Annotated in this window: 18 protein-coding genes; 10 read left to right on the top strand and 8 right to left on the bottom strand. The window is 38.1% G+C overall.

The window, feature by feature from the left end; all coding sequences use genetic code 11:
* Positions 1-115 precede the first annotated feature (115 nt).
* Positions 116-1,009, top strand: a complete 894-nt coding sequence (locus tag Spiro2_RS07660; protein WP_338634920.1) for an IS982 family transposase — start codon at positions 116-118, stop codon at positions 1,007-1,009.
* A 77-nt stretch (positions 1,010-1,086) separates the two neighbouring features.
* On the opposite strand, the gene Spiro2_RS07655 is transcribed toward Spiro2_RS07660, so the two are convergent.
* On the bottom strand, positions 1,087-1,590 hold the full coding sequence (locus tag Spiro2_RS07655) for a DUF3015 family protein (RefSeq protein WP_338635114.1): 504 nt from the start codon (positions 1,588-1,590) through the stop codon (positions 1,087-1,089).
* 218 nt (positions 1,591-1,808) lie between these two features.
* Between Spiro2_RS07655 and Spiro2_RS07650 the strand changes: the two genes are divergently transcribed.
* From Spiro2_RS07650 to Spiro2_RS07610, 9 genes are all read left to right on the top strand, one after another.
* Positions 1,809-2,495, top strand: a complete 687-nt coding sequence (locus Spiro2_RS07650) for an ABC transporter ATP-binding protein (protein ID WP_338635113.1) — start codon at positions 1,809-1,811, stop codon at positions 2,493-2,495.
* A complete protein-coding gene (locus tag Spiro2_RS07645) occupies positions 2,492-3,715 on the top strand; it encodes an ABC transporter permease (RefSeq protein WP_338635112.1) in 1,224 nt (407 codons plus the stop codon). The genes Spiro2_RS07650 and Spiro2_RS07645 overlap by 4 nt, the downstream gene beginning before the upstream one ends.
* The gene (locus tag Spiro2_RS07640) at positions 3,712-4,632 is read left to right on the top strand and encodes a metal ABC transporter substrate-binding protein (RefSeq protein WP_338635111.1); all 921 of its coding nucleotides are present in this window, start codon (positions 3,712-3,714) and stop codon (positions 4,630-4,632) included. Before Spiro2_RS07645 ends, Spiro2_RS07640 begins: the two co-directional genes overlap by 4 nt.
* Positions 4,633-4,654: 22 nt before the next feature.
* On the top strand, positions 4,655-5,326 hold the full coding sequence (locus tag Spiro2_RS07635) for a metal ABC transporter ATP-binding protein (RefSeq protein ID WP_338635109.1): 672 nt from the start codon (positions 4,655-4,657) through the stop codon (positions 5,324-5,326).
* 55 nt (positions 5,327-5,381) lie between these two features.
* A complete protein-coding gene (locus tag Spiro2_RS07630) occupies positions 5,382-6,230 on the top strand; it encodes a metal ABC transporter permease (RefSeq protein ID WP_338635108.1) in 849 nt (282 codons plus the stop codon).
* 3 nt (positions 6,231-6,233) lie between these two features.
* Entirely contained in the window at positions 6,234-7,712 is a 1,479-nt protein-coding gene (gene lysS / locus Spiro2_RS07625) for a lysine--tRNA ligase (RefSeq protein ID WP_338635107.1), read from the top strand.
* Positions 7,713-7,787: 75 nt separating this feature from the next.
* On the top strand, positions 7,788-10,601 hold the full coding sequence (gene polA / locus Spiro2_RS07620) for a DNA polymerase I (protein WP_338635106.1): 2,814 nt from the start codon (positions 7,788-7,790) through the stop codon (positions 10,599-10,601).
* 2 nt (positions 10,602-10,603) lie between these two features.
* Positions 10,604-11,458, top strand: a complete 855-nt coding sequence (gene tatC, locus Spiro2_RS07615) for a twin-arginine translocase subunit TatC (protein WP_338635105.1) — start codon at positions 10,604-10,606, stop codon at positions 11,456-11,458.
* Positions 11,459-11,761: 303 nt separating this feature from the next.
* Positions 11,762-12,958, top strand: coding sequence for a hypothetical protein (locus Spiro2_RS07610; RefSeq protein ID WP_338635104.1), 1,197 nt, complete (start codon positions 11,762-11,764; stop codon positions 12,956-12,958).
* Between the two features lie 97 nt (positions 12,959-13,055).
* Here Spiro2_RS07610 and Spiro2_RS07605 read toward each other — a convergent pair whose 3' ends face one another.
* From Spiro2_RS07605 to Spiro2_RS07575, 7 genes are all read right to left on the bottom strand, one after another.
* Positions 13,056-14,453 carry a TIGR01777 family oxidoreductase gene (locus tag Spiro2_RS07605; RefSeq protein ID WP_338635103.1) on the bottom strand — a complete coding sequence of 466 codons (1,398 nt, stop codon included), beginning with the start codon at positions 14,451-14,453 and terminating at the stop codon, positions 13,056-13,058.
* A gap of 86 nt (positions 14,454-14,539) precedes the next feature.
* Positions 14,540-14,857, bottom strand: a complete 318-nt coding sequence (locus tag Spiro2_RS07600) for a glutaredoxin family protein (protein WP_338635102.1) — start codon at positions 14,855-14,857, stop codon at positions 14,540-14,542.
* A 31-nt stretch (positions 14,858-14,888) separates the two neighbouring features.
* A complete protein-coding gene (locus Spiro2_RS07595) occupies positions 14,889-15,161 on the bottom strand; it encodes a BolA family protein (protein WP_338635101.1) in 273 nt (90 codons plus the stop codon).
* A 19-nt stretch (positions 15,162-15,180) separates the two neighbouring features.
* Positions 15,181-15,690, bottom strand: coding sequence for a hypothetical protein (locus Spiro2_RS07590; RefSeq protein WP_338635100.1), 510 nt, complete (start codon positions 15,688-15,690; stop codon positions 15,181-15,183).
* A 99-nt stretch (positions 15,691-15,789) separates the two neighbouring features.
* Complete coding sequence (locus Spiro2_RS07585) at positions 15,790-16,539, bottom strand: uroporphyrinogen-III synthase (protein WP_338635099.1); 750 nt, start codon at positions 16,537-16,539, stop codon at positions 15,790-15,792.
* A gap of 32 nt (positions 16,540-16,571) precedes the next feature.
* Positions 16,572-17,654 (bottom strand): hydroxymethylbilane synthase, encoded by a 1,083-nt coding sequence (gene hemC, locus Spiro2_RS07580; protein WP_338635098.1) that lies wholly within the window; start codon positions 17,652-17,654, stop codon positions 16,572-16,574.
* Positions 17,655-17,785: 131 nt separating this feature from the next.
* The gene (locus tag Spiro2_RS07575; protein ID WP_338635097.1) at positions 17,786-18,661 is read right to left on the bottom strand and encodes an Rpn family recombination-promoting nuclease/putative transposase; all 876 of its coding nucleotides are present in this window, start codon (positions 18,659-18,661) and stop codon (positions 17,786-17,788) included.
* Between the last annotated feature and the right edge of the window lie 41 nt (positions 18,662-18,702).

The following is an 18,702-nucleotide window of genomic DNA, read 5'->3' as shown; positions in this document are numbered from 1 at the left end:
TTAAATAAATACTATATGCCAGTTAATAGTTGAGAAAGTTATTGTGAGGCTTGAAGAAATAGCTCCAATTTGTTAAATAATTTTTGCACAAACAAAATTAACAAAGGAGCTACCAATGGACTGGCAGAGCCAACTCATCACTGTATACCTTACTACCTGCGATTTCTTTTCTCAACTCTCTCCAACCTCTTTTTTAAAAATTAGTCCAAACTCAAATCCCTCGTTCACAGACCAAGAAGTCACCACTATTTACATCTTTGGAGTTTTAATGAAACAAAAAAATATAAAAGCTATTTTTAACTTCACTAAAAATTTTATTCCAAACTGGTTTCCTCACTTGCCTTCTTATGAAGGATTTTTGTCAAGACTTAATAGCTTAAGTAAACTCTTTCCTGAACTTGCAAACTTTATTTTAAAAAATAATAAATTTAAAATCCCTAAAACAAAATCCAAACCTTTTATTCTTATTGACTCTTTACCTATTATACTCACAACTGGTTTTCGGGCGCACAAGTGCAATACTGCAAACGATATTTCTGCTATTGGCTATTGCTCTTCAAAAGATAAATTTTACTATGGGTTAAAACTTCATCTCGCTGCTTTGTTTCAAAATAAAAAACTTGCCGCACCTATTGATTTTAAAATCACACCCGCCGCAACTCACGACTTAACTGCTGTTAAGAATGATCTTTTAAACTTCAAACATTCGCAAATCTTTGCCGATCGTGCTTACTGTGACAAATCAACTAAAAAAAACTTGAATCAAATAAACTCTAAATTACACACACCAATTAAACTCTCTCGGAATAAAAAAACTCTTTCTAGTGATGAGAAAGTTTATTCTAAATCTGTTAGCTCTATTCGGCAGTCCATTGAAATCCTTTTTAACTGGTTAATTGAATCCAGCGGTATTCAAATCGCATCAAAAGTTCGATCGACTAAAGGCCTTATCGTCCATGTTTTCGGACGATTTTCTGCCTGCCTGTTTAACTACTTATTCAAATTCTAATTGATTTTTCTCAACTATTAATTGGCATACTATAATTATTTTTTTTAAATATTCAAGTTAATTTTGAGATTTGAAATTTAATGATATAAATTTAGTGCTGAGCAAGAATTCGCTAAGTTTTTATCTTTTTGCAGTTCTGTTTTTAAATTGATTAAAATTTGTTTAACCTCAGGTGTATTAAAAATCGATTTATAATGATTTTGAGTATACGAGTTAAAATCTTGCAGTTTTTCTGTTTCACAACCAAGAGTCAGACCAAGACCATTTAACGCTTCGCCGTTACCTTGTGCAGCTTCACGTTGAATCGAAGTGAGGTTGATTGCCAAATAGTTTTCTTGTGTGACGGCATCTCCAAAAAGTCCAGGGGCACAGTTTGATGTGCCAAACGTAATGCCAAGAGGCTGTGTTGAAGTTGCATGGTTTGTTGTCATTGCAAAAAGCTGTTTCCACCATTTATTATCCCTAAAAACAACAGACCCCAACCCACATCCTGCAGAACCCGCAGCGTGGGCTTTTGCTGCCATAATACACATGGTCATTGCAAGTAACGCAAAAAGGGAATTTTTTTTAATTTCTTTCATAACGCTCACTTTCTAAATAAAATAAAATAAGATTTAATTTTTAGTATATTTAATTTGTTTTAAATATACAAGATTTTTTATTGTCAAGTAAATGACTTTGTTAATGAATTTTGTTTTTAAATAAAAAATCTGTTGCTTGTTTAATATAATTATGCAACACTCTGAGCTTAAACTGCAAAATAATTAATAATACTGTTTGTCTTAAGGTTTTAGAAATTATGAGTCAGTTTGATATTTCTATTAAAAACTTAAAATACTTTTATAAAAATAAAAAACCTGTTCTTGATATTGAACTACTAGAAATTGCAACCGGAAGTAAAGTTTTTTTGTATGGGCCTAGTGGTTGCGGCAAAACAACATTATTAAGCATTATTGCAGGAATCATTACGGTGCAACATGGTTCTGTTAAAATATTTGATATTGAGTGCGTGGGACTCAAAGCGGCAAAGAGAGATGCGTTGCGGGCAAATTATATTGGTTATATTTTTCAGATGTTTAATTTAATTCCTTATTTAAATGTAAAAGACAATATTCTTTTGCCTTCTCTCTTAAACGAGTCCCTGGCAAAAAATATTCATCCACTTTCTGTTGGTGAGCGCTGTAACGAAATCACACATAGTTTAAATATACATAATCTTTTAACACAAAAAGTCACAGAGCTTTCTATTGGACAACAACAACGGGTTGCTGCAGCGCGCGCGCTATTAGGGTATCCAAAATTACTAATTTGTGATGAGCCAACCAGTGCGTTGGATGCGCAACAAAAAGAATTTTTTTTAAATAAATTATTTGCTCAATGCGAAAAACAACAAACAACTCTTGTGGTTGTAAGTCATGATCAATCTTTAAAATCTTATTTTAATAAACAGATTTATCTTCCAGAAATAAATCGGGTTGTCCAATGATTTCTCTATTTAAAATTGCAATAAAATCTCTTTGGAATCGAAAAATTTCTTTTTTCTTAATTGTGTTTTCGATGGCATTGAGTGTGATGCTGTTTCTTACGGTCGAAAAAATTCGTGATGGCGCAAAAGAAGGTTTTTCTAGTGTTATAAGTCAAACCGATCTGATTGTGGGAGCCCGCGGTAGTGGGATGGAACTTTTATTATACTCTGTATTTCACATTGGCAACCCCATTCACAATGTGAGCTGGCAAACTTATAATATAATAAAAGACAATCCTGCAGTAAAATGGACCATACCATTATCATTTGGCGATAGTTTTTTTGGTTTTAGAGTTGTGGCAACCGATCTCAATTTTTATGAACATTATAGATTTCATGGAAACAAGTGGATAGAATTAAAAGAAGGCACACTCCCAAAAAAAATTTTTGATGTTGTTTTAGGGGCCGATGTTGCAAAAAAGAAAAACCTAAAACTTGGTGATCGTATAGAGTTATCTCATGGTGTTGCAGATGGACCTTCTATCCACCATCATTCTGAAAATCCTTTTTTGGTGGTTGCAATTTTAAAAGAAACAGGAACTCCTGTTGATAGGGCATTATTTATATCGCTAGAAGGCACCGAAGCAATTCATCGCGAGGCATCTCACCGCGATGAACAATTTAAAGTAAAAGAACTTTCTGCATTTTTGTTGGGGATGCGCTCTCGTATTGGCGCCTTGGGGATGCAGCGTGATATTAATAACTATACAAAAGAGCCAATTATGGCCATTATTCCTGGAGTCACACTCAATCAATTTTGGCAAATTGTTGATTATATTGAAGTGGTGTTTCAGTTGGTGTCTGGTTTGGTTGTGGTTATTGGATTGGTTGGCATGATGGTTTCTTTGTATGCGGCATTGGATTCGCGCCGCCGTGAAATGGCGATTTTAAGAGCTGTAGGCGCAGGAATCTCATCGGTCGTGTTCTTACTGGTGATTGAATCTTTTATCTTTGGTGTATTAGGTTGTGTACTGGGTTATATGTTAAGCTACATTGCTGTTTTTATCGTGCAACCCATTTTGCTAGAAAAATTTGGTGTTTTTGTTCCCTTTTTGTCAGTACAATTACATGAGTATTATTACTTACTCCTTGTTCTTATTTTGTCCTGTGTCTTGGGTTTGGTGCCCGCTAGAAGGGCGTACAAAGACTCTTTAACCGATGGACTCAATATTAAGTTATGAAAACAAACTCAATTTTTTTATATGTTATAAATGTGATATTATTTTTTATATGTCATTCTGTTTTTGCAACCGAAAAACAACCTATTAAAATTGTCACAACAATTCCTTACTTAAAAACTCTTGTGCAAGAAGCATCTTGTTTTTCAAAAAAAATTGAAACTCATTCTATAATTGCAGTTGGGCGCGATCCCCATTCTTTTTTTATGACGCCACAACATCGAATCGCTTTAGATAAAGCACAAATTGTGATTGCAATTGGCTCTGGGTTTGAACCTTGGCTAGATAAAATGACAAAAAAAGCGGAGCAGCAATGGCTCTCTGTGACAGCAGGAATGCCTCTGGCAAAAATACACAAAGATGAAAAACACCACCATCATGATTCTGAACTATTGTATGATCCTCATATTTGGCAGTCACCGGAGCTTACTAAAAAGGCTGTGCAAAAAATCGCAGCACAACTGCAAATTGCTCTGCCCAGTGAGGCCAATAATTTTGGGCAGTGCACAGAACACTATCTGAGTTATTTAACCAAAGAGGTGGCGCATCTCAAAAAAATGTCTGAGGTTTTGCCACCACAAAAACGTGTGATTGCCACCAATCATGATGCACTTGGGTATTTTGCAGCAGAATTTGATTTTAAAATTTATAGTATTTTAGGTCTATCCGATGACGCCGCCCCTACTGCACAACAGTTAAAAAAAATCATTACAGCTATAAAAAAAGAAAATATTTCTGCGGTTTTTCTTGAATCTACGGGTAATATGCGCAACATAAAAACTGTGTCCAATGAGGCTGGAGTTAAAGTTGGGGGAGTTTTGTATGGCGATTCCCTTGGAGGCAAAAACTCGGATGCCGACACAGCACCCGCAATGTGGCGTCATAATTTAATTACAATTATTAACGCTTTAAAAGACTAATTGCCTACTTAATGGAATTGATATGAGTTATTTGAGTTGGAAAGATTTAGTCATTGGTTATCCACAAAAAGCAAGCTTAATTCATCCGTTTTCAGGTGAAATTTCTGAGCCAGGAATTTATGCGATTTTAGGACAAAATGGGTGCGGAAAATCAACATTATTAAAAACATGGCTTGGGCTTATTAGACCTATGGCTGGGTCCGTTTTGATTAACGATGCTCCCATTCCAACTGTGCACAATATTTCACAAGGAATTGGTTACGTGCCGCAGTCTCATGCTGTAAATAAATATTTTCATATTACGGTATTAGATTTTATCAAACAGGGGCGTGGACCACAATATCGTTTTACAGCGAAAGATATCGAAGATATTGAAGCATTGTTGTCTGAGTGGCAACTTGCTGGGTATCAAAATCGCAGTTTTCATGAGCTCAGTGGCGGACAAAAAACACGTGCCATGATTGTTAGAGCAATTTTATCGTGCCCTAAAATGCTGTTTTTAGATGAGCCATTAGCAAGCTTAGATACATGTTGTCAGCAGCAGCTCATGGATACATTAGAGCAGCTTGCATGTGATCATAAGGTGTGTATTTTTATTGTTGACCACCACTTGGAGAATTTTAAAAACTATTTAACGCGAAGCATTGCATTTACCCGAAAACACGATCAAACCCGATCTACCGTAATAATTTAATTAAATATTATGTATAGAGCTGCAAAAACCATAATCTTAAATAAAGGCATTTTTTATGCTGCAAACCCTTAGCAATTTTTTTGAAATTTTTAATTATAGCTTTGCACAAACAGCAATTGCAGCAACAGTCTTTATTACTTTAATGTGCGGCACGTTAAGCCCAATTGTCGTGCTCAAACAGCGTGCTTATATGGGAGATACTCTGTCGCATTTGGTTTTTCCGGGAGTGATTGCCGGAATCTTTATTGCAAATTTAACGTCTCTTCCTTTTTGGGTTTGTGTGTTAGGTGGCGCTGGTGTGACCGCGCTTTTTGGGGCATTAATTTCTGAGTGGATTTTAAAAACACTGCGGATTCCGCCTGATGCCTCGGCAGTTATTTGTTTAACCTCTTTTTTTGCAATCGGAATTATTGCAATTTCAAGCTATCCAGACATTCGTATTAACCCCGAAAGTATTTTATTTGGTGATGTGCTCACTCTGGCTTGGCATGATGTGTTGGTGCTTGCTGGAGTGTTTTTATTTATTTTAACTTCAATTGTTGGGTTACAAAAACATTGGGACGCATGGCTTTCTGATCCCGAATTTGCAGAAATAGCGGGCTTTAAAGTCAAACTTCTTGAGAAAATGTTTCCAGTTCTTTTGACTGCAGCCATTCTATCGGGATTGTTTGCTGTGGGGGGGCTCATGATTTCTGCATTGCTCACCTTACCAACAATTGTTTATCAACCTCGGAGTGTATTTTCCTTGCGGGTTGTTTTATTAAGCCTTGTTGGAGGATTGCTCGGTGTTTTGTTTGCGTTTGGCTTTAATTGGCCCGTGGGACCTAGCATCGTATTGGTCGGGTTTGTTGCGATTTTATTAAAAACATGTGTCGTGTCTTTGTACATAAACAAAAGGACGTAAGGTATGTCAGATTCTATATTTGAACTTAAAAAAACTAAATTTTTAGAACAACGAGAAAAAGGAAACTTAGCCGATCACTACCCTAAAACCCATTCTGTTGCAGAAGTCGCCGCACTCTCTGAAGGTGTTAAAGGTGTGAGCACTGCAGGGCGCATCGTGGCAATGCGCACAATGGGAAAAATACTTTTTGCACATATTTATGATTTTAGCGGAAAAGTACAAATTTGTGTGCGCAAAACAGAAGAGTCTCCAGAGGTATTTGAGAGCTTTGTTGCTGATGTGTCAATTGGTGATTTTGTAGGTGTTGAAGGTGAAATGTTTGTCACCAAAACTGGTGAACTGACCCTTAGGGTTGCGAGCTGGAAATTGCTCAACAAATGTTTGCGCACGCTTCCAGAAAAGTATCATGGCATCGAAGATATCGAAACCCGTTATCGTCAACGTTATCTCGATATCATTATGAACCCCACTTCGCGTGATGTGTTTCAAAAACGTTTTGAAATTGTAAAAACTCTGCGGAGATATTTAGAAGATACTGGGTATCTTGAAGTTGAAACTCCAATTTTACAAACCACCCCTTCTGGAGCATTGGCGCGTCCGTTTTATACGCATCATAATGCATTAGATATTGAATGTGTGATGCGCATTGCCTGCGAAACGTATTTAAAACGTTGCATTGGTGCGGGTATGGATAAAGTGTTTGAGTTTGCCCGCAGTTTTCGCAATGAGGGTATTTCTGCAACCCATTTGCAAGATTTTACTATGCTAGAATTTTATGCGGCGTACTCTAACGCAGAGAGTATGCGCGGTTTTGTAGAAGGGATGATGCGCAATTTGATTGAGAAAATTTTTGGCACAGTGAAAGTTTCGCTTGGTGGTCAAGAAATTGATTTTTCTGGCGAATGGCCTGTGTACGAATACTCAGAACTTATTGCCAGAGATTGTGGCATTGATATTAAAAAATTTAACACCAAGGAGCTCCTTGCAGAGCAAATTAAACAACGCAATATTCGCTTAGACGACGATATTGCAACCTTAGGCTGGGCCAATATGGTAGACTCTTTGTATAAAAAAGTGTCTCGTCCAAAACTGATTCAGCCATGTTTTTTAGTGAAATACCCCGTTGAAATGGCGCCACTTGCAAGGCGAAATCAAACAGAAAGTCACTACGTCGATTTCTTCCAGTTTTTGGTAAATGGTGTAGAGTTGGTGAAAGCGTATTCGGAGCTCGTGGATCCTCTGGATCAACGCGAACGTTTTGAAGAGCAAATGCGCGCTCGTGAGCATGGTGACGATGAAGCCATGCCAATTGATGAAGAGTTTTTAACTGCCATGGAACACGGATTTCCGCCAATTGCTGGAGTGGGAATTGGTATTGATAGGTTAACAATGATTCTTTGTGGCTGCGAAAACATTAAAGATACTGTGCTATTTCCTTTACTTCGTCCCACCCCTACGCCAAGTTATTTTGAAGCAGAATAAGTAGGGAGTTTGAGATTTTTAGGTTTACCAAAGATTTTATAAGAGATTACAAACCAATTTAAATTTGGAAAAATAATGGAAAATACACCACAACGTCTTTTTATCATTGATGGCATGTCTTTGTTGTTTCGCTCTTTTTATGCAATGGGTTCGCGCTTAACAGCACAGGATGGCACGCCAGTTGGCGCTGTATATGGGTTTTTAAAAGTTTTGATTAAAATTTTTAGAGAGCAAAAACCAACTCACTTTGCGGTGTGTTGGGATTTGAAAGAAAAAACATTTCGCCATGAAACTTATCCGCTGTACAAAGCAAACCGCGGTGCTCCTCCCCCAGAAATTATTCCGCAAATAGTCCTCATTCAAAAAATTGTTCAAGAGATGGAAATTCCATCGTTTGCCATTCCAGGATTTGAAGCCGATGACGTTGCCGCAACCCTTGCAGCATTTTTTGAGCATTATGGTGATGTTTTTATAGTGACGTTAGATAAAGATTTCATGCAAATTATCAATCATCGCATTAGTTTGTTTTCTTTAAAAAAAGGCGATGAATACGATATTATCACCCCAGAAAAGGTAATAGATTATTTTGGTGTGCCGCCTCATCAGGTTATTGAAGTGCTTGCTCTTACTGGCGATGCAGTTGATAATATTCCTGGTGTTAAAGGCATTGGCGATAAAACGGCGGCAAAATTAATATTAGAGTTTGGCAGTGTAGAAAATGTGTATGAAAATTTACAAAAAATAACCAATAAAAAAGCCAAAACTGCATTAGAATTGCATAAAGATAGTGCTTTGCTTTCAAAGTATTTGGTGACAATTAAAAATTCTGTTCCGTTAAATGTTTCTGAATTTTCTTTGCGCTATACATTTGAAAATTTAAAAGCAAGTCAGGGTGCAAAAAAAAGTTTAGAACAACTGCGCATGCATTCTTTATTGCGCGTGTTAACTGCAGAGACAAAAGACCCAGAGTTAACGTTACACACAACAACACATACAGAAAATAACCAAAATTCGTTTTTATGGCAAAACAAAAATTATCAACTTGTGGTAACTAAACAGCATCTCAACGAACTGTTTGCAAAAATTGCGCATGCTGACACCCAATGGTTTGCATTTGATACAGAAACAACGGGGCTCGATATTATTGAGGATACACCCATTGGTTTTTCGTTGTGTTTTACCCCTGGCACCTCTTTTTATATTGCGGCGCATAGTCAGCATATGCGTGGTGGTACATTACTTTCTGATGAAACTCTATTTCCAGAATATTCGCCACAAGATGTGTGGCAAGGGTTGCGGGAGGCATTCAAGCAACGCAAAGCAATGTGTGTGGCGCATAATTTAAAGTTTGACATGCACATGCTTAAAAATGTGGGTGTAGAACTTGGCGAAGCTCCTTTATGCTGCACAATGGTAGCCGCCTGGCTTTGTAACCCTGCAGAAGGAGGGTTTAGTTTAGATTTTTTAACATTTAAACATTTTCAATATCAAAAAATTCCAACAAGCGCATTAATTGGTAAAGAAACAGGACGCGATTCAATGCTTTCTGTTCCGTTATCAATACTGACTGAATATGCCTGCGAAGACGCTGATGCCACATTAAGACTTTGGTTGTTTTATCAAGATAAATTAAAAAGTAATGCAGACTTACAAAAATTATTTTTTGATTTAGAAATGCCAATATTAAGTTTACTAAATGCCATGGAGCGCAGTGGAGTTTATGTTAATGCCGAATATTTGGGCAGTTTAACCGCAGAAATTCAAGAAAATTTAATAAAATTAGAGCAAGATATTTATGCGTCTGTGGAAACGCCATTTAAAATTACGAGTCCTAAACAACTTGGTGACGTGTTATTTGAGCAATTAAAAGTGCACGAAAGTTTAGGTTACAAAGGCAAACTCGCAAAAACCACCCAAGGTTACAAAACCGATGCAGGAGTGTTGGAGTTGTTTGACGATCACCCTTTTGTACAAAAAATTCAGCAACACCGTGAGCTTTCTAAATTGTTATCCACCTACGTGCTGGTGCTGCCAAAACTGATTAAAAAATCAACGGGTAGAGTGCATACGCATTTTAATCAAATTGGCACTGCGACAGGAAGGCTCTCAAGCTCCGATCCCAATATGCAAAATATTCCAATTAAAACAAAATGGGGCAAGCTTGTGCGTGCAGCGATTGCAACCATGCAGCATGCAAACACCATTTTTACGGCAGATTACTCACAAATAGAACTGCGAGTTTTGGCGCATTTGTCGGATGATCCAACAATGATTGATGCCTTTTGCAAGGGCGCCGATATTCATAGGCAAACTGCGGCACAAATTTTAGGCAAAGATTTGCATGAGGTGTCTGCTGATGAGCGCAGCAAGGCAAAAGCAATCAATTTTGGAATTATTTATGGCATGGGCGCACAACGCTTAGCCAAGCAACAAAAAATTACATTGCCAGATGCCAAAAAATTTATTGAAAAATATTTTTTAAACTTTGCTGGCGTCAAAAAGTACCTAGACGCGCAACGCGCAGCAGCGCATGCCAATGGTTTTGTCAAAACATATTTTGGCAGAATAAGGCCAATTCCTGCCATACAGTCTAAAAATCCTCTTGAAGCAAAGCTTGCCGAAAACATGGCCATCAACTCGCCAATTCAAGGAACAGCAGCAGACATTATGAAACTAGGCATGCTTGCTGTTGCAAAGCAATTGCAAAGTAAACAGCTTAAAACCAAAATTATTTTGCAAGTGCATGATGAATTGGTGTTAGAAGGTCCGCAAGAAGAAGCGCAAGACGTTTATAAAATTCTTAAAAACGCAATGGAACAAGCGGTGCAATTTAAAGTGCCAATGGTTGTTGATGTGGGAAATGGGCGCAATTGGTTGGAGGCAAAATAAACATGGCAGGTTTTAAGTTTAACCCATTGCACTATATGTCTTCATTGTTTAATGCCGGGCTACAACGGAAAGCAAAGCGAGAGGCGGTGCTTGCGGGCACAGAAAGCACACAGATGTCGTTGGTTGCGCATATTAAAGAATTGCGTAAACACATATTGCGCGCAGTTGCCTGGTTATTTGTTTTTACAACAGGCACATTTTTTTTTATGCAACCCATCTTAAATTTTTTAAAAAAACCGTATGAAAATGTGCTAGGTGAATTAACGAAACAAGATATTACCCAAAATTTATCTTCAATTAGTGTGTTTGAAGTGATCATGGTGAATTTTAAAATTTGTTTTTTGGTTGCGTTTTCTTGTAGCTTGCCTTTTATCATTAGAGAAGTTTGGAAATTTGTGGCACCTGCTTTGTATTTACACGAAAGAAAAATTGCCTGCCTTGCATTAATTGCCAGTGTGTTACTTTTTTATTTTGGAATTGCTTTTGGCTTTTTTTTAATTATTCCGTACTTTTTTTCAAACGCGCTATCGTGGGCAAGTCAATATGCACATGTGATGATTACTTATGAAAATTATTTTAATTCTTTAATTACAATGTTGCTTGTTTTTGGTGCGGTGTTTGAAGTTCCTGTTGTATTATCGTTACTGGGAATGGCGCGTATTTTATCTTCAAAAGTGTTAGTCAATAATAGAAAAATAGCATTTTTAACCTGTTTTATTGTGGGGGCAATTTTATCGCCCCCAGATGTACTTAGCTTGTGTTTGGTGGCACTTCCCATGTATGCCATGGTCGAATTATCGATATTAGTCATTAAAAAAATTGAAAAAAATCGTTTAGCTCACGAGAGCAATACTTAAACCTGTATTTTTTTTTAAGTTAAAAAATCACGCAAGCGTTTGGCAATTAAAATTATGGGCAACACTTGCCTATAAAATTAAAAATAATTATTAAATTTTATAAAAAAATTAATTGCAGTTTTATTAAAGAAAAATTTATCTCGTCTATTATTTTTTTGACGTTATGCAGTGGGCAAAAAATTTTGCTGTCGTATTGACAAAGGTTGCTACGTAAATTATCTTGCCTTAGTATTAGTTTTGAGTATTTTATGGCTTTTGTTTATGCTCATATAAAGTTTTTCATTACTACTTAAGGAGTTATTTGTGAAAAAGATCGTTTTACGTTCTCTAGCTGCTTCTACTCTTGCACTAAGCGGTGCTGCTGTTGCACAAGATATGGATAAAAAGATTACCACTGGTGGTAACTTTCAATTAAATATGAATACTAGCAATTCTACGGCTTCTGATAAACCAGATTTTGCTATTGACAAAGCTCGCGTGAAAACTAAGGTTGCCGGCGGCATTGCCAGCGGTGAACTAGAAGTTGCATTTAAAGATAGCAATGCATTTGACATCCGTCGCGCACAATTAAACCTCGATGCGCTCACTTTAAAATCGGGCGATAATACTTTTACCACAACATTGTCAATGGGCGGTATCCGCATTGGCGGTGCCGATCTCACTGCTGCCGATATCACTTGGGCGCCACAAGGTTACGGACGTCAAGATGGTGCATACCTTAAAGAAACTCTTGCATTAGGCAAAATGGCAAATATTGAGCTTGGTGCGGGTTTATTTAATAACATTACAACCTATTTTGTTGATTCTGCTGTTAAAGGCATAAATGATGCTGATAACATCACTAAGGGCAAAGGTAAGAGTTTAGGTCTTGCTGCACACGTCGCAGCAACTGTCAATGTGGATGACAACCAATCCATTGGTGGAAAATTTTACTATGGCTCCCAAGAAAAGGCTTATACAGACGCTGGTAAAACTAAAGCAAGAGATGTCTCCCATATGGAAGCATCGGTTGTGTACAACCACGCAAGCATTTTTGGCAACAAGGGTGTGCTCTCTACCAATGGTGTGAGTTTCTGGTATGAAGTAGATGATGCAAAGGGTGGAATGTCAGCTGCTGCAACGTCTGCTACAGATACAAACATTGTTTATGGTACTGCGAACAATGATACCTTAAAATCCACTTTAATGGGTTTTGGTATTGCGGGCGATACAGGAGCTTATCTCACTGGTATGTTGCAAAAAGGCGACCGCCTCACTTATGCGGCATCCTATGCAATGAACAAGTTGACTGATGGTGATACAACAACAACAGATTTAAACTACGACAAAAAGCAAATGGCGTTTTCTGTGGGCTATGCAGTGAGCAGCTTTGAATTGGCATTTAACTTTGAACATGTTAAAAATAATAAGGCTATATTCAGTGACAAAGGCAAATCTGCTGATGCTGATAAAAAAGACACTATGATGAGATCTTACCTCACCATGGCATACCAATTTTAATTAACGCTTAACAAACGTTAATAAGCTCAAAAAGCCCTCTTATTTAGAGGGCTTTTTTGCGTTTAAGTAACTAAAAACTATTGCAAAAATTTAAAAACTACACCCCCAAACAATACGTTAAAGCATCGTGCAGGTGGCCATGCAAAAATTCATAGCCATGTTTGGTGGCTTTAATCGGTTTGGCGTGTTGTCCTGAGAGCAACAATTCTCGCCCCATTTCGCCAAATAAGGTTTCTACCACCAGCTCAGGGATGCGCAACGAACTAGGGCGTCCCATGGCTTGTGCCAGCATTTGCGAAAACTGTTCGTTGCTCAATGCATGGGGGCTTACGGCATTAACGGCGCCATCGATGCTTGGGTTTGTGATGGCAAATAAAATAAGCCCTAAAACATCGGTTATAGCGATCCAAGACATCATTTGCCTGCCCGAGCCAAATGGTCCTCCTAAGCACATGCGATAAGGGGTGTACATTTTTTTTAATACCCCTCCAGCAAGTGACACAATGGTGCCAAAACGCAAATGCACCACCCTGATTCCGGCATTGCGGGCGCCGTCTGCAGCATTTTCCCAATCAAGCGCAAGCTTGGCTAAAAATCCTTCACCGGGCTTCGAGTCTTCGTGCAAAATGTCATCGTAATCTCTATCTCCAAATATCCCCACCCCTGATGCCGCTATAAACGTTTTAGGAGGTGCTTTGAGTTGTGTTAAGGCATTGCATAACACCGAGGTAAAATGCACGCGGCTATCAATCAGTTGTTGTTTGCGCTCGTTGCTCCATTTGTGAGCGGCAATGTTTTCGCCAGCAAGGTGCACCACGGCATCGAGGCCCTGTAAGATTTCTGGGTTTAAAAAACATTTTTGTTCCGAATCCCAATACGCAACGTTTTCTTGTTTGGGTTGTTGTGCACTTTTATGATGACTTCGCACCAGTTTAATCACCGTATGGCCACCAGTCGTTAAAAATGGGGCTAAAGCACTGCCCACCAAGCCAGAAGCGCCTGTAATCAAAATTTTTAATTTTTTTTGCGAGTATTTTGAGTGCAAAAACAAATCACATTTTAACGTGCGGTGTCTGTAGGTAAATAATCGATTTAACCTATCTTCAATAAAATGTTTGGTGGCAAAATGCGACAGGCTTGCTAACGGCAATTTGTACTGAATAATATCTGTAATTTTAGATTTATTGTCTTCTACGGCTTCAAAGCGATGGGTGTGGGCATAATACGAAAAAGGGCCTTTAATTTGTACATCTTGAAATTGGCTATTTGCAATATAATTTTGGTGCAAAAATTTAAAGTCAAGTGAAAATGGACCAAAGTGCATGCGCAAAGACACCTCATCGCCATTATGAATGGTGCCATTGCGCGATATCATGTCTAAGTGCATCCACGGTGGCACCATGCGGTCAAACGCCCCAATGCGTTCGTGCCATTGAAATAATTCTTCACATGAAACAGGAAAATATGAGCTTCGCAAAAAAGTATGCATGACCATAAAAAAACTCCTGACAAAACAGTAGAAACACAGCTTATCAGGAAGTTTTCTTTTTCTAAAGAGACAATGCAAGTAAACATTGTTGTTTACTTAGAAATTCCAAGTTTTTCATGCAGTTCGCCAGACTGAAACATTTCTACAAAAATATCGCAGCCACCAACAAATTCTCCTTTAATAAAAATTTGAGGAGATGTTGGCCAATTGTTCATTTCTTTAAGAGTAGACCACAATGTGGGGTCACTATCCATATCTTCAAAATGATAGGGTTTGCCAAGTTGATTGAGAGTGCGAATGACTTTTGCAGTAAATCCACAGCGAGGTGCTTGGGGGGTACCACGAATATAAATCATAATTTCGTTGGCATTAACATCGTTTTCAATTTTTGTTTTCCAGTCTGTATTCACAGAAGACTCCTCATTATTTTATAAAATTTATTTAAAGTGGTTTTGCTACATATTTGTGTTTTTCTTGTTCCCATTGTTTTTTGGTCAGTGCCTTAATAGAAAGTGCATGAACTTCGCCTGTGGCAACTTCGGCTTGAAACAGATCCATAATTATACGATGGCGTGCCAACGATGATTGGCCTTCAAAGGCGTCAGCAACCACAATGACAGAATAGTGATCCGTGCCACCAGAGAATTCATGAACAATACATTCAGAACTTGCAATTCCGCTTTCAATGCGGTGTTTGACTTCATGATGCAACATGTCAACCTCAAAGTACTTTTTAAGGATGCGTCGCCACAACCAAACGCAACGTTTGCGGGACTTCGCCGCATCCAGAAACCAAAAATGAGCTCAAATAGTTTTGAGCAACCAGTTCTGGGTTTACAAGCTGTCCATCGTTTATGCAACGCCAAAACACACCATCGTGATCATTGTGCCTTGCTTCAAAATCATAAGAGCGGTAGTTGCGATCGCTATTTAAATGCACCTGCAGGGTGCGCACGTTAATGGTATTTCCTAGGACAGAAATGATCATTTTATCGCTTCCTTTTAACAAAATCAAACCAGGTCGTGGCTGTTGTGTTTCAAAAAAGCGAATGCATTGTTGTGGTTTTACAGACTCAATGCATTGATTAAAATAATTGGTATAGTTTTTCATGAGAGTGCAAAGCTCTTCTAAAAAAATAAGCAATGAGTTGTGCAAGATGCTGTGCACATGAGAATGAGTAAGCGGAGTACCAAGCTGAATTCTAGCAAGATTTTCTATCCAGATTGTTTCAGATTGTTTCATGGTTTCAATAACCTCAGGAGTTCTGCGCTTTCAGAAGTACCTTTCTATATTAACAGAAAACTGTTTCCATCCCTCAGTCTTCTAAATACGAAAGTGTCATTAAGAGGTTGTTCTGTCAATTAAATTCAATTCACTAAGCGCTTGTTGCGCCGACTGTTCCCAAGGAAAAAAATAAATGAATGAAGGGAGTTGCGTAGGATATTCGAGATTAAAAAATTGCAATAAATTATGCACAACCTGTTTTAAAATTTGGCCAGAGCGACAATAAAATAACACATGTTGTTGTGATGGTCGCGGCTGCGCGAAAAGTTTGGTTAAAAATGGTGTTGCGTTAGATTCTAAAATATTTTCAAGCGTGTACACAGGTTCAACAGCAATATTGCGATTGTGATGTTTACAATATGCAGTCACAGTGTCTGCTGATTTGCCAATGGCAGAGGTAAAAATAAAAAATTGCACATCAGGTTTCAGTGTTGCATGCATGAGAGACAGTAACGGTGTAAGTCCATTGCTGTGCGAGGGTAAAAGAATGGTCGCGTTGGTGTGTGCCACAAGTGCTGCAAGTTGTTGTTGAATGCTTTGGGCAGTTGTTGCTCCTACGGCGCCAAAAGAAATGCAATTTTGCCAACTCTTATTTTGCTTTGTTTTTGTAAAAATACTTTGCTGAAATGCTGTTACGGCCTGTTTACTTGTAAAAATAATTGCAAAGCTTACATTTTGAGGAGGCTGCCAACTGACCTCAAGCCAGTGAGGGCGCATAACAGGATAAAAAAAATGATCTTGCTTGCGTGGTGCATCGCCTTCTAAGCCGCAGTCCACAATAATTGGCACAGTGTCATGTTTTGCCATAATGCACATTTCTTTTTTGTTTTAAAGTTAGTTTACAGTTTGAGATCACTCACTTCGGCAAATCCTGCGGCAAAAAGTTGTTGTGCAACAACTTTTGCAAACTCAGACCGACACAATTCTGCAAAAAACTGATTAAAGTATAAGTTTGTATTCAATAGCTGTGCAACCTCTAACAGCATTGTATCAGAACACGAAATCACAACATGTTTATAGTTTTCGTAATGGCCATACACAACATAAAGCTGTTTATTGTCATAGTGCGCACCAATTGGGGTATGACAGTCGCCCCCAAGGAGGGCAAGCACCATCCGTTCAATGCCCGCAGCAAAACGTGTTTGCTTGCAACTTAAAGATGTTAAAATATTTGCTAACTGTTGGTTGTTGTCATTAATCTCAACGGCAATCACTCCCTGTGCTGCGGCTGGAATAAATTCTGAAATAGGAAGGTAAAACATATGCTCTTGGTTAAATAATTCCAACCGTTCAAGCCCCGCTTCGGCAAGCAAGATTGCAGCAAACTCGTTGTTTTGTACCCGCTTTAGCCGCGTGTCGACATTGCCTCTTAAAATTTGAACATTTAAATTAGGGTTCCAACATTTTTTAAGGAGCAATTGCCGTCTGGCACTGGTTGTGCCGATGAGTTTTTGAGTAAAAATTGGGTTGTTGCGCAGCATATTTTTAAGTTCTGCAAACGTCAATTGTGCTTTTTGTGCTGCTGTCATTGTGTGAAGCGAGGAGCTTTGTAGAAGTTCAGGAGAAAGTATAAGCACATCGCGTGCACCAGCTCTCGGGAGTAGGGCAGCAATATTCAGCTGCGCTGTTTGCGCAACAGGTAGGTCTTTCATGCTATGCACTGCAATGTGTGCTTTGTTAGAAAGCAGGGCTTCTTGAATTTCTTTGATAAATAACCCTTTGCCCGTGGTCAAATGGTGTTCGGTATTTTGTTGTGACAGATGAATATCTGCGAGTTGCGATTTTTGCATTTTATCGCCAGTTGTCACCAACGGAAACAACTGAGTTTTGATTCCTTTTTCTTGCAAGAGGGATTGAATTTTATGCGCTTGCCATAAGGCAAGCTGACTTTTACGGGTTGCAATTAATATTTCTTGTGACATAAAAAAACTTTCTCAAACTATTTGCAAATTGATGAGCGAGTGTTTTGAAACACTCGCTCTGGAGATAAGATAACAAAAATATAGCTTTGGTTTGTTTAAATTATAAAAAACTTAAAACTTGCTATCTTGCGTTACAAATTTTCAGCTTCTTCTGGAGTGAGTCCAGTCATTTCAATAATATCTATCATTGAGAAGTCTCTGGCCTTTAGCATTTTTGCGAATTCAAGTGCTTTTTTATGTTCACCTCTAGCTTCGCCCCTAGCTTCGCCCCTAGCTTCACCTCTAGCTTCAGCATCATCAATTCGAGAAGCGGTATCCAACAGATATTTTAAGCGTTGGGTGTATGCGGCTCTTTCTTCGGGGTGATGACTCAAAAAATACAAAGTTTCTTTTGCTTGTTCAAATAATCTGTCTTGCATGGCGAGTTCCTCGAACACTTTTTTGTTTGATGCTTGAAAGAAGAGTAACCATTTTTCAAGCCTTGTCATACTGCCATTATACATATGTTTGGGCATTTTGGGTATAATTATATAATGGATTTCGAGGTCGGGGGCTACAATTTCGTGGTTGTCGACATCCAAAACAGAGAGCATTCTATGATAGCTATTGTTTTCAGGGAAGAGGTCAAAATTGATGATATTAATACACACGCAGCGATTTAAGCCTTTGTAATGATTGCCGGTTGCCAATTGGTTGGAATACAAATTGCTCCAATAATACAAACTTCTTTTGACATAATGTTTTTCTGGTGCGACCTGCATTTCAATATTGATTTTGCTGCCGTCATCGAGCTCAGCAAGAACATCCAAAAAACATTCTTTGCCATTGGCAATATTTTTTGGCAGAGAAGAGTTTGAAAAGGTAACAGATTTCACCAATTTTTCGTTTTTATTGGCAAACACACTATTGACAAGGTCAATAAAAAGTTCTTGTTTTTCGCCAAAAATCTTTTTGAAGATGGAATCCACTTTGGGGTCAAAAATATCGATAGACTCGGTTTGGAACATAAAAATCCTTTAACAATAAACACATAATTTTTAACTTCGCC

It is taken from the genome of Spirobacillus cienkowskii (genome assembly GCF_037081835.1).
In the GTDB taxonomy this organism is placed as follows: Bacteria; Bdellovibrionota_B; Oligoflexia; order Silvanigrellales; family Silvanigrellaceae; genus Silvanigrella; species Silvanigrella cienkowskii.
Note: the sequence above shows the minus strand (reverse complement) of the source record. Positions and strands in the feature narration are given on the sequence as shown.

Excerpts from the sequence above, each read along its gene's own strand:
- Spiro2_RS07660 (WP_338634920.1), top strand. The coding sequence starts at position 116 with ATGGACTGGCAGAGCCAACTCATCACTGTATACCTTACTACCTGCGAT.
- Spiro2_RS07655 (WP_338635114.1), bottom strand. The coding sequence starts at position 1,590 with ATGAAAGAAATTAAAAAAAATTCCCTTTTTGCGTTACTTGCAATGACC.
- Spiro2_RS07650 (WP_338635113.1), top strand. The coding sequence starts at position 1,809 with ATGAGTCAGTTTGATATTTCTATTAAAAACTTAAAATACTTTTATAAA.
- Spiro2_RS07645 (WP_338635112.1), top strand. The coding sequence starts at position 2,492 with ATGATTTCTCTATTTAAAATTGCAATAAAATCTCTTTGGAATCGAAAA.
- Spiro2_RS07640 (WP_338635111.1), top strand. The coding sequence starts at position 3,712 with ATGAAAACAAACTCAATTTTTTTATATGTTATAAATGTGATATTATTT.
- Spiro2_RS07635 (WP_338635109.1), top strand. The coding sequence starts at position 4,655 with ATGAGTTATTTGAGTTGGAAAGATTTAGTCATTGGTTATCCACAAAAA.
- Spiro2_RS07630 (WP_338635108.1), top strand. The coding sequence starts at position 5,382 with ATGCTGCAAACCCTTAGCAATTTTTTTGAAATTTTTAATTATAGCTTT.
- lysS (WP_338635107.1), top strand. The coding sequence starts at position 6,234 with ATGTCAGATTCTATATTTGAACTTAAAAAAACTAAATTTTTAGAACAA.
- polA (WP_338635106.1), top strand. The coding sequence starts at position 7,788 with ATGGAAAATACACCACAACGTCTTTTTATCATTGATGGCATGTCTTTG.
- tatC (WP_338635105.1), top strand. The coding sequence starts at position 10,604 with ATGGCAGGTTTTAAGTTTAACCCATTGCACTATATGTCTTCATTGTTT.
- Spiro2_RS07605 (WP_338635103.1), bottom strand. The coding sequence starts at position 14,453 with ATGGTCATGCATACTTTTTTGCGAAGCTCATATTTTCCTGTTTCATGT.
- Spiro2_RS07595 (WP_338635101.1), bottom strand. The coding sequence starts at position 15,161 with ATGTTGCATCATGAAGTCAAACACCGCATTGAAAGCGGAATTGCAAGT.
- Spiro2_RS07590 (WP_338635100.1), bottom strand. The coding sequence starts at position 15,690 with ATGAAACAATCTGAAACAATCTGGATAGAAAATCTTGCTAGAATTCAG.
- Spiro2_RS07585 (WP_338635099.1), bottom strand. The coding sequence starts at position 16,539 with ATGGCAAAACATGACACTGTGCCAATTATTGTGGACTGCGGCTTAGAA.
- hemC (WP_338635098.1), bottom strand. The coding sequence starts at position 17,654 with ATGTCACAAGAAATATTAATTGCAACCCGTAAAAGTCAGCTTGCCTTA.
- Spiro2_RS07575 (WP_338635097.1), bottom strand. The coding sequence starts at position 18,661 with ATGTTCCAAACCGAGTCTATCGATATTTTTGACCCCAAAGTGGATTCC.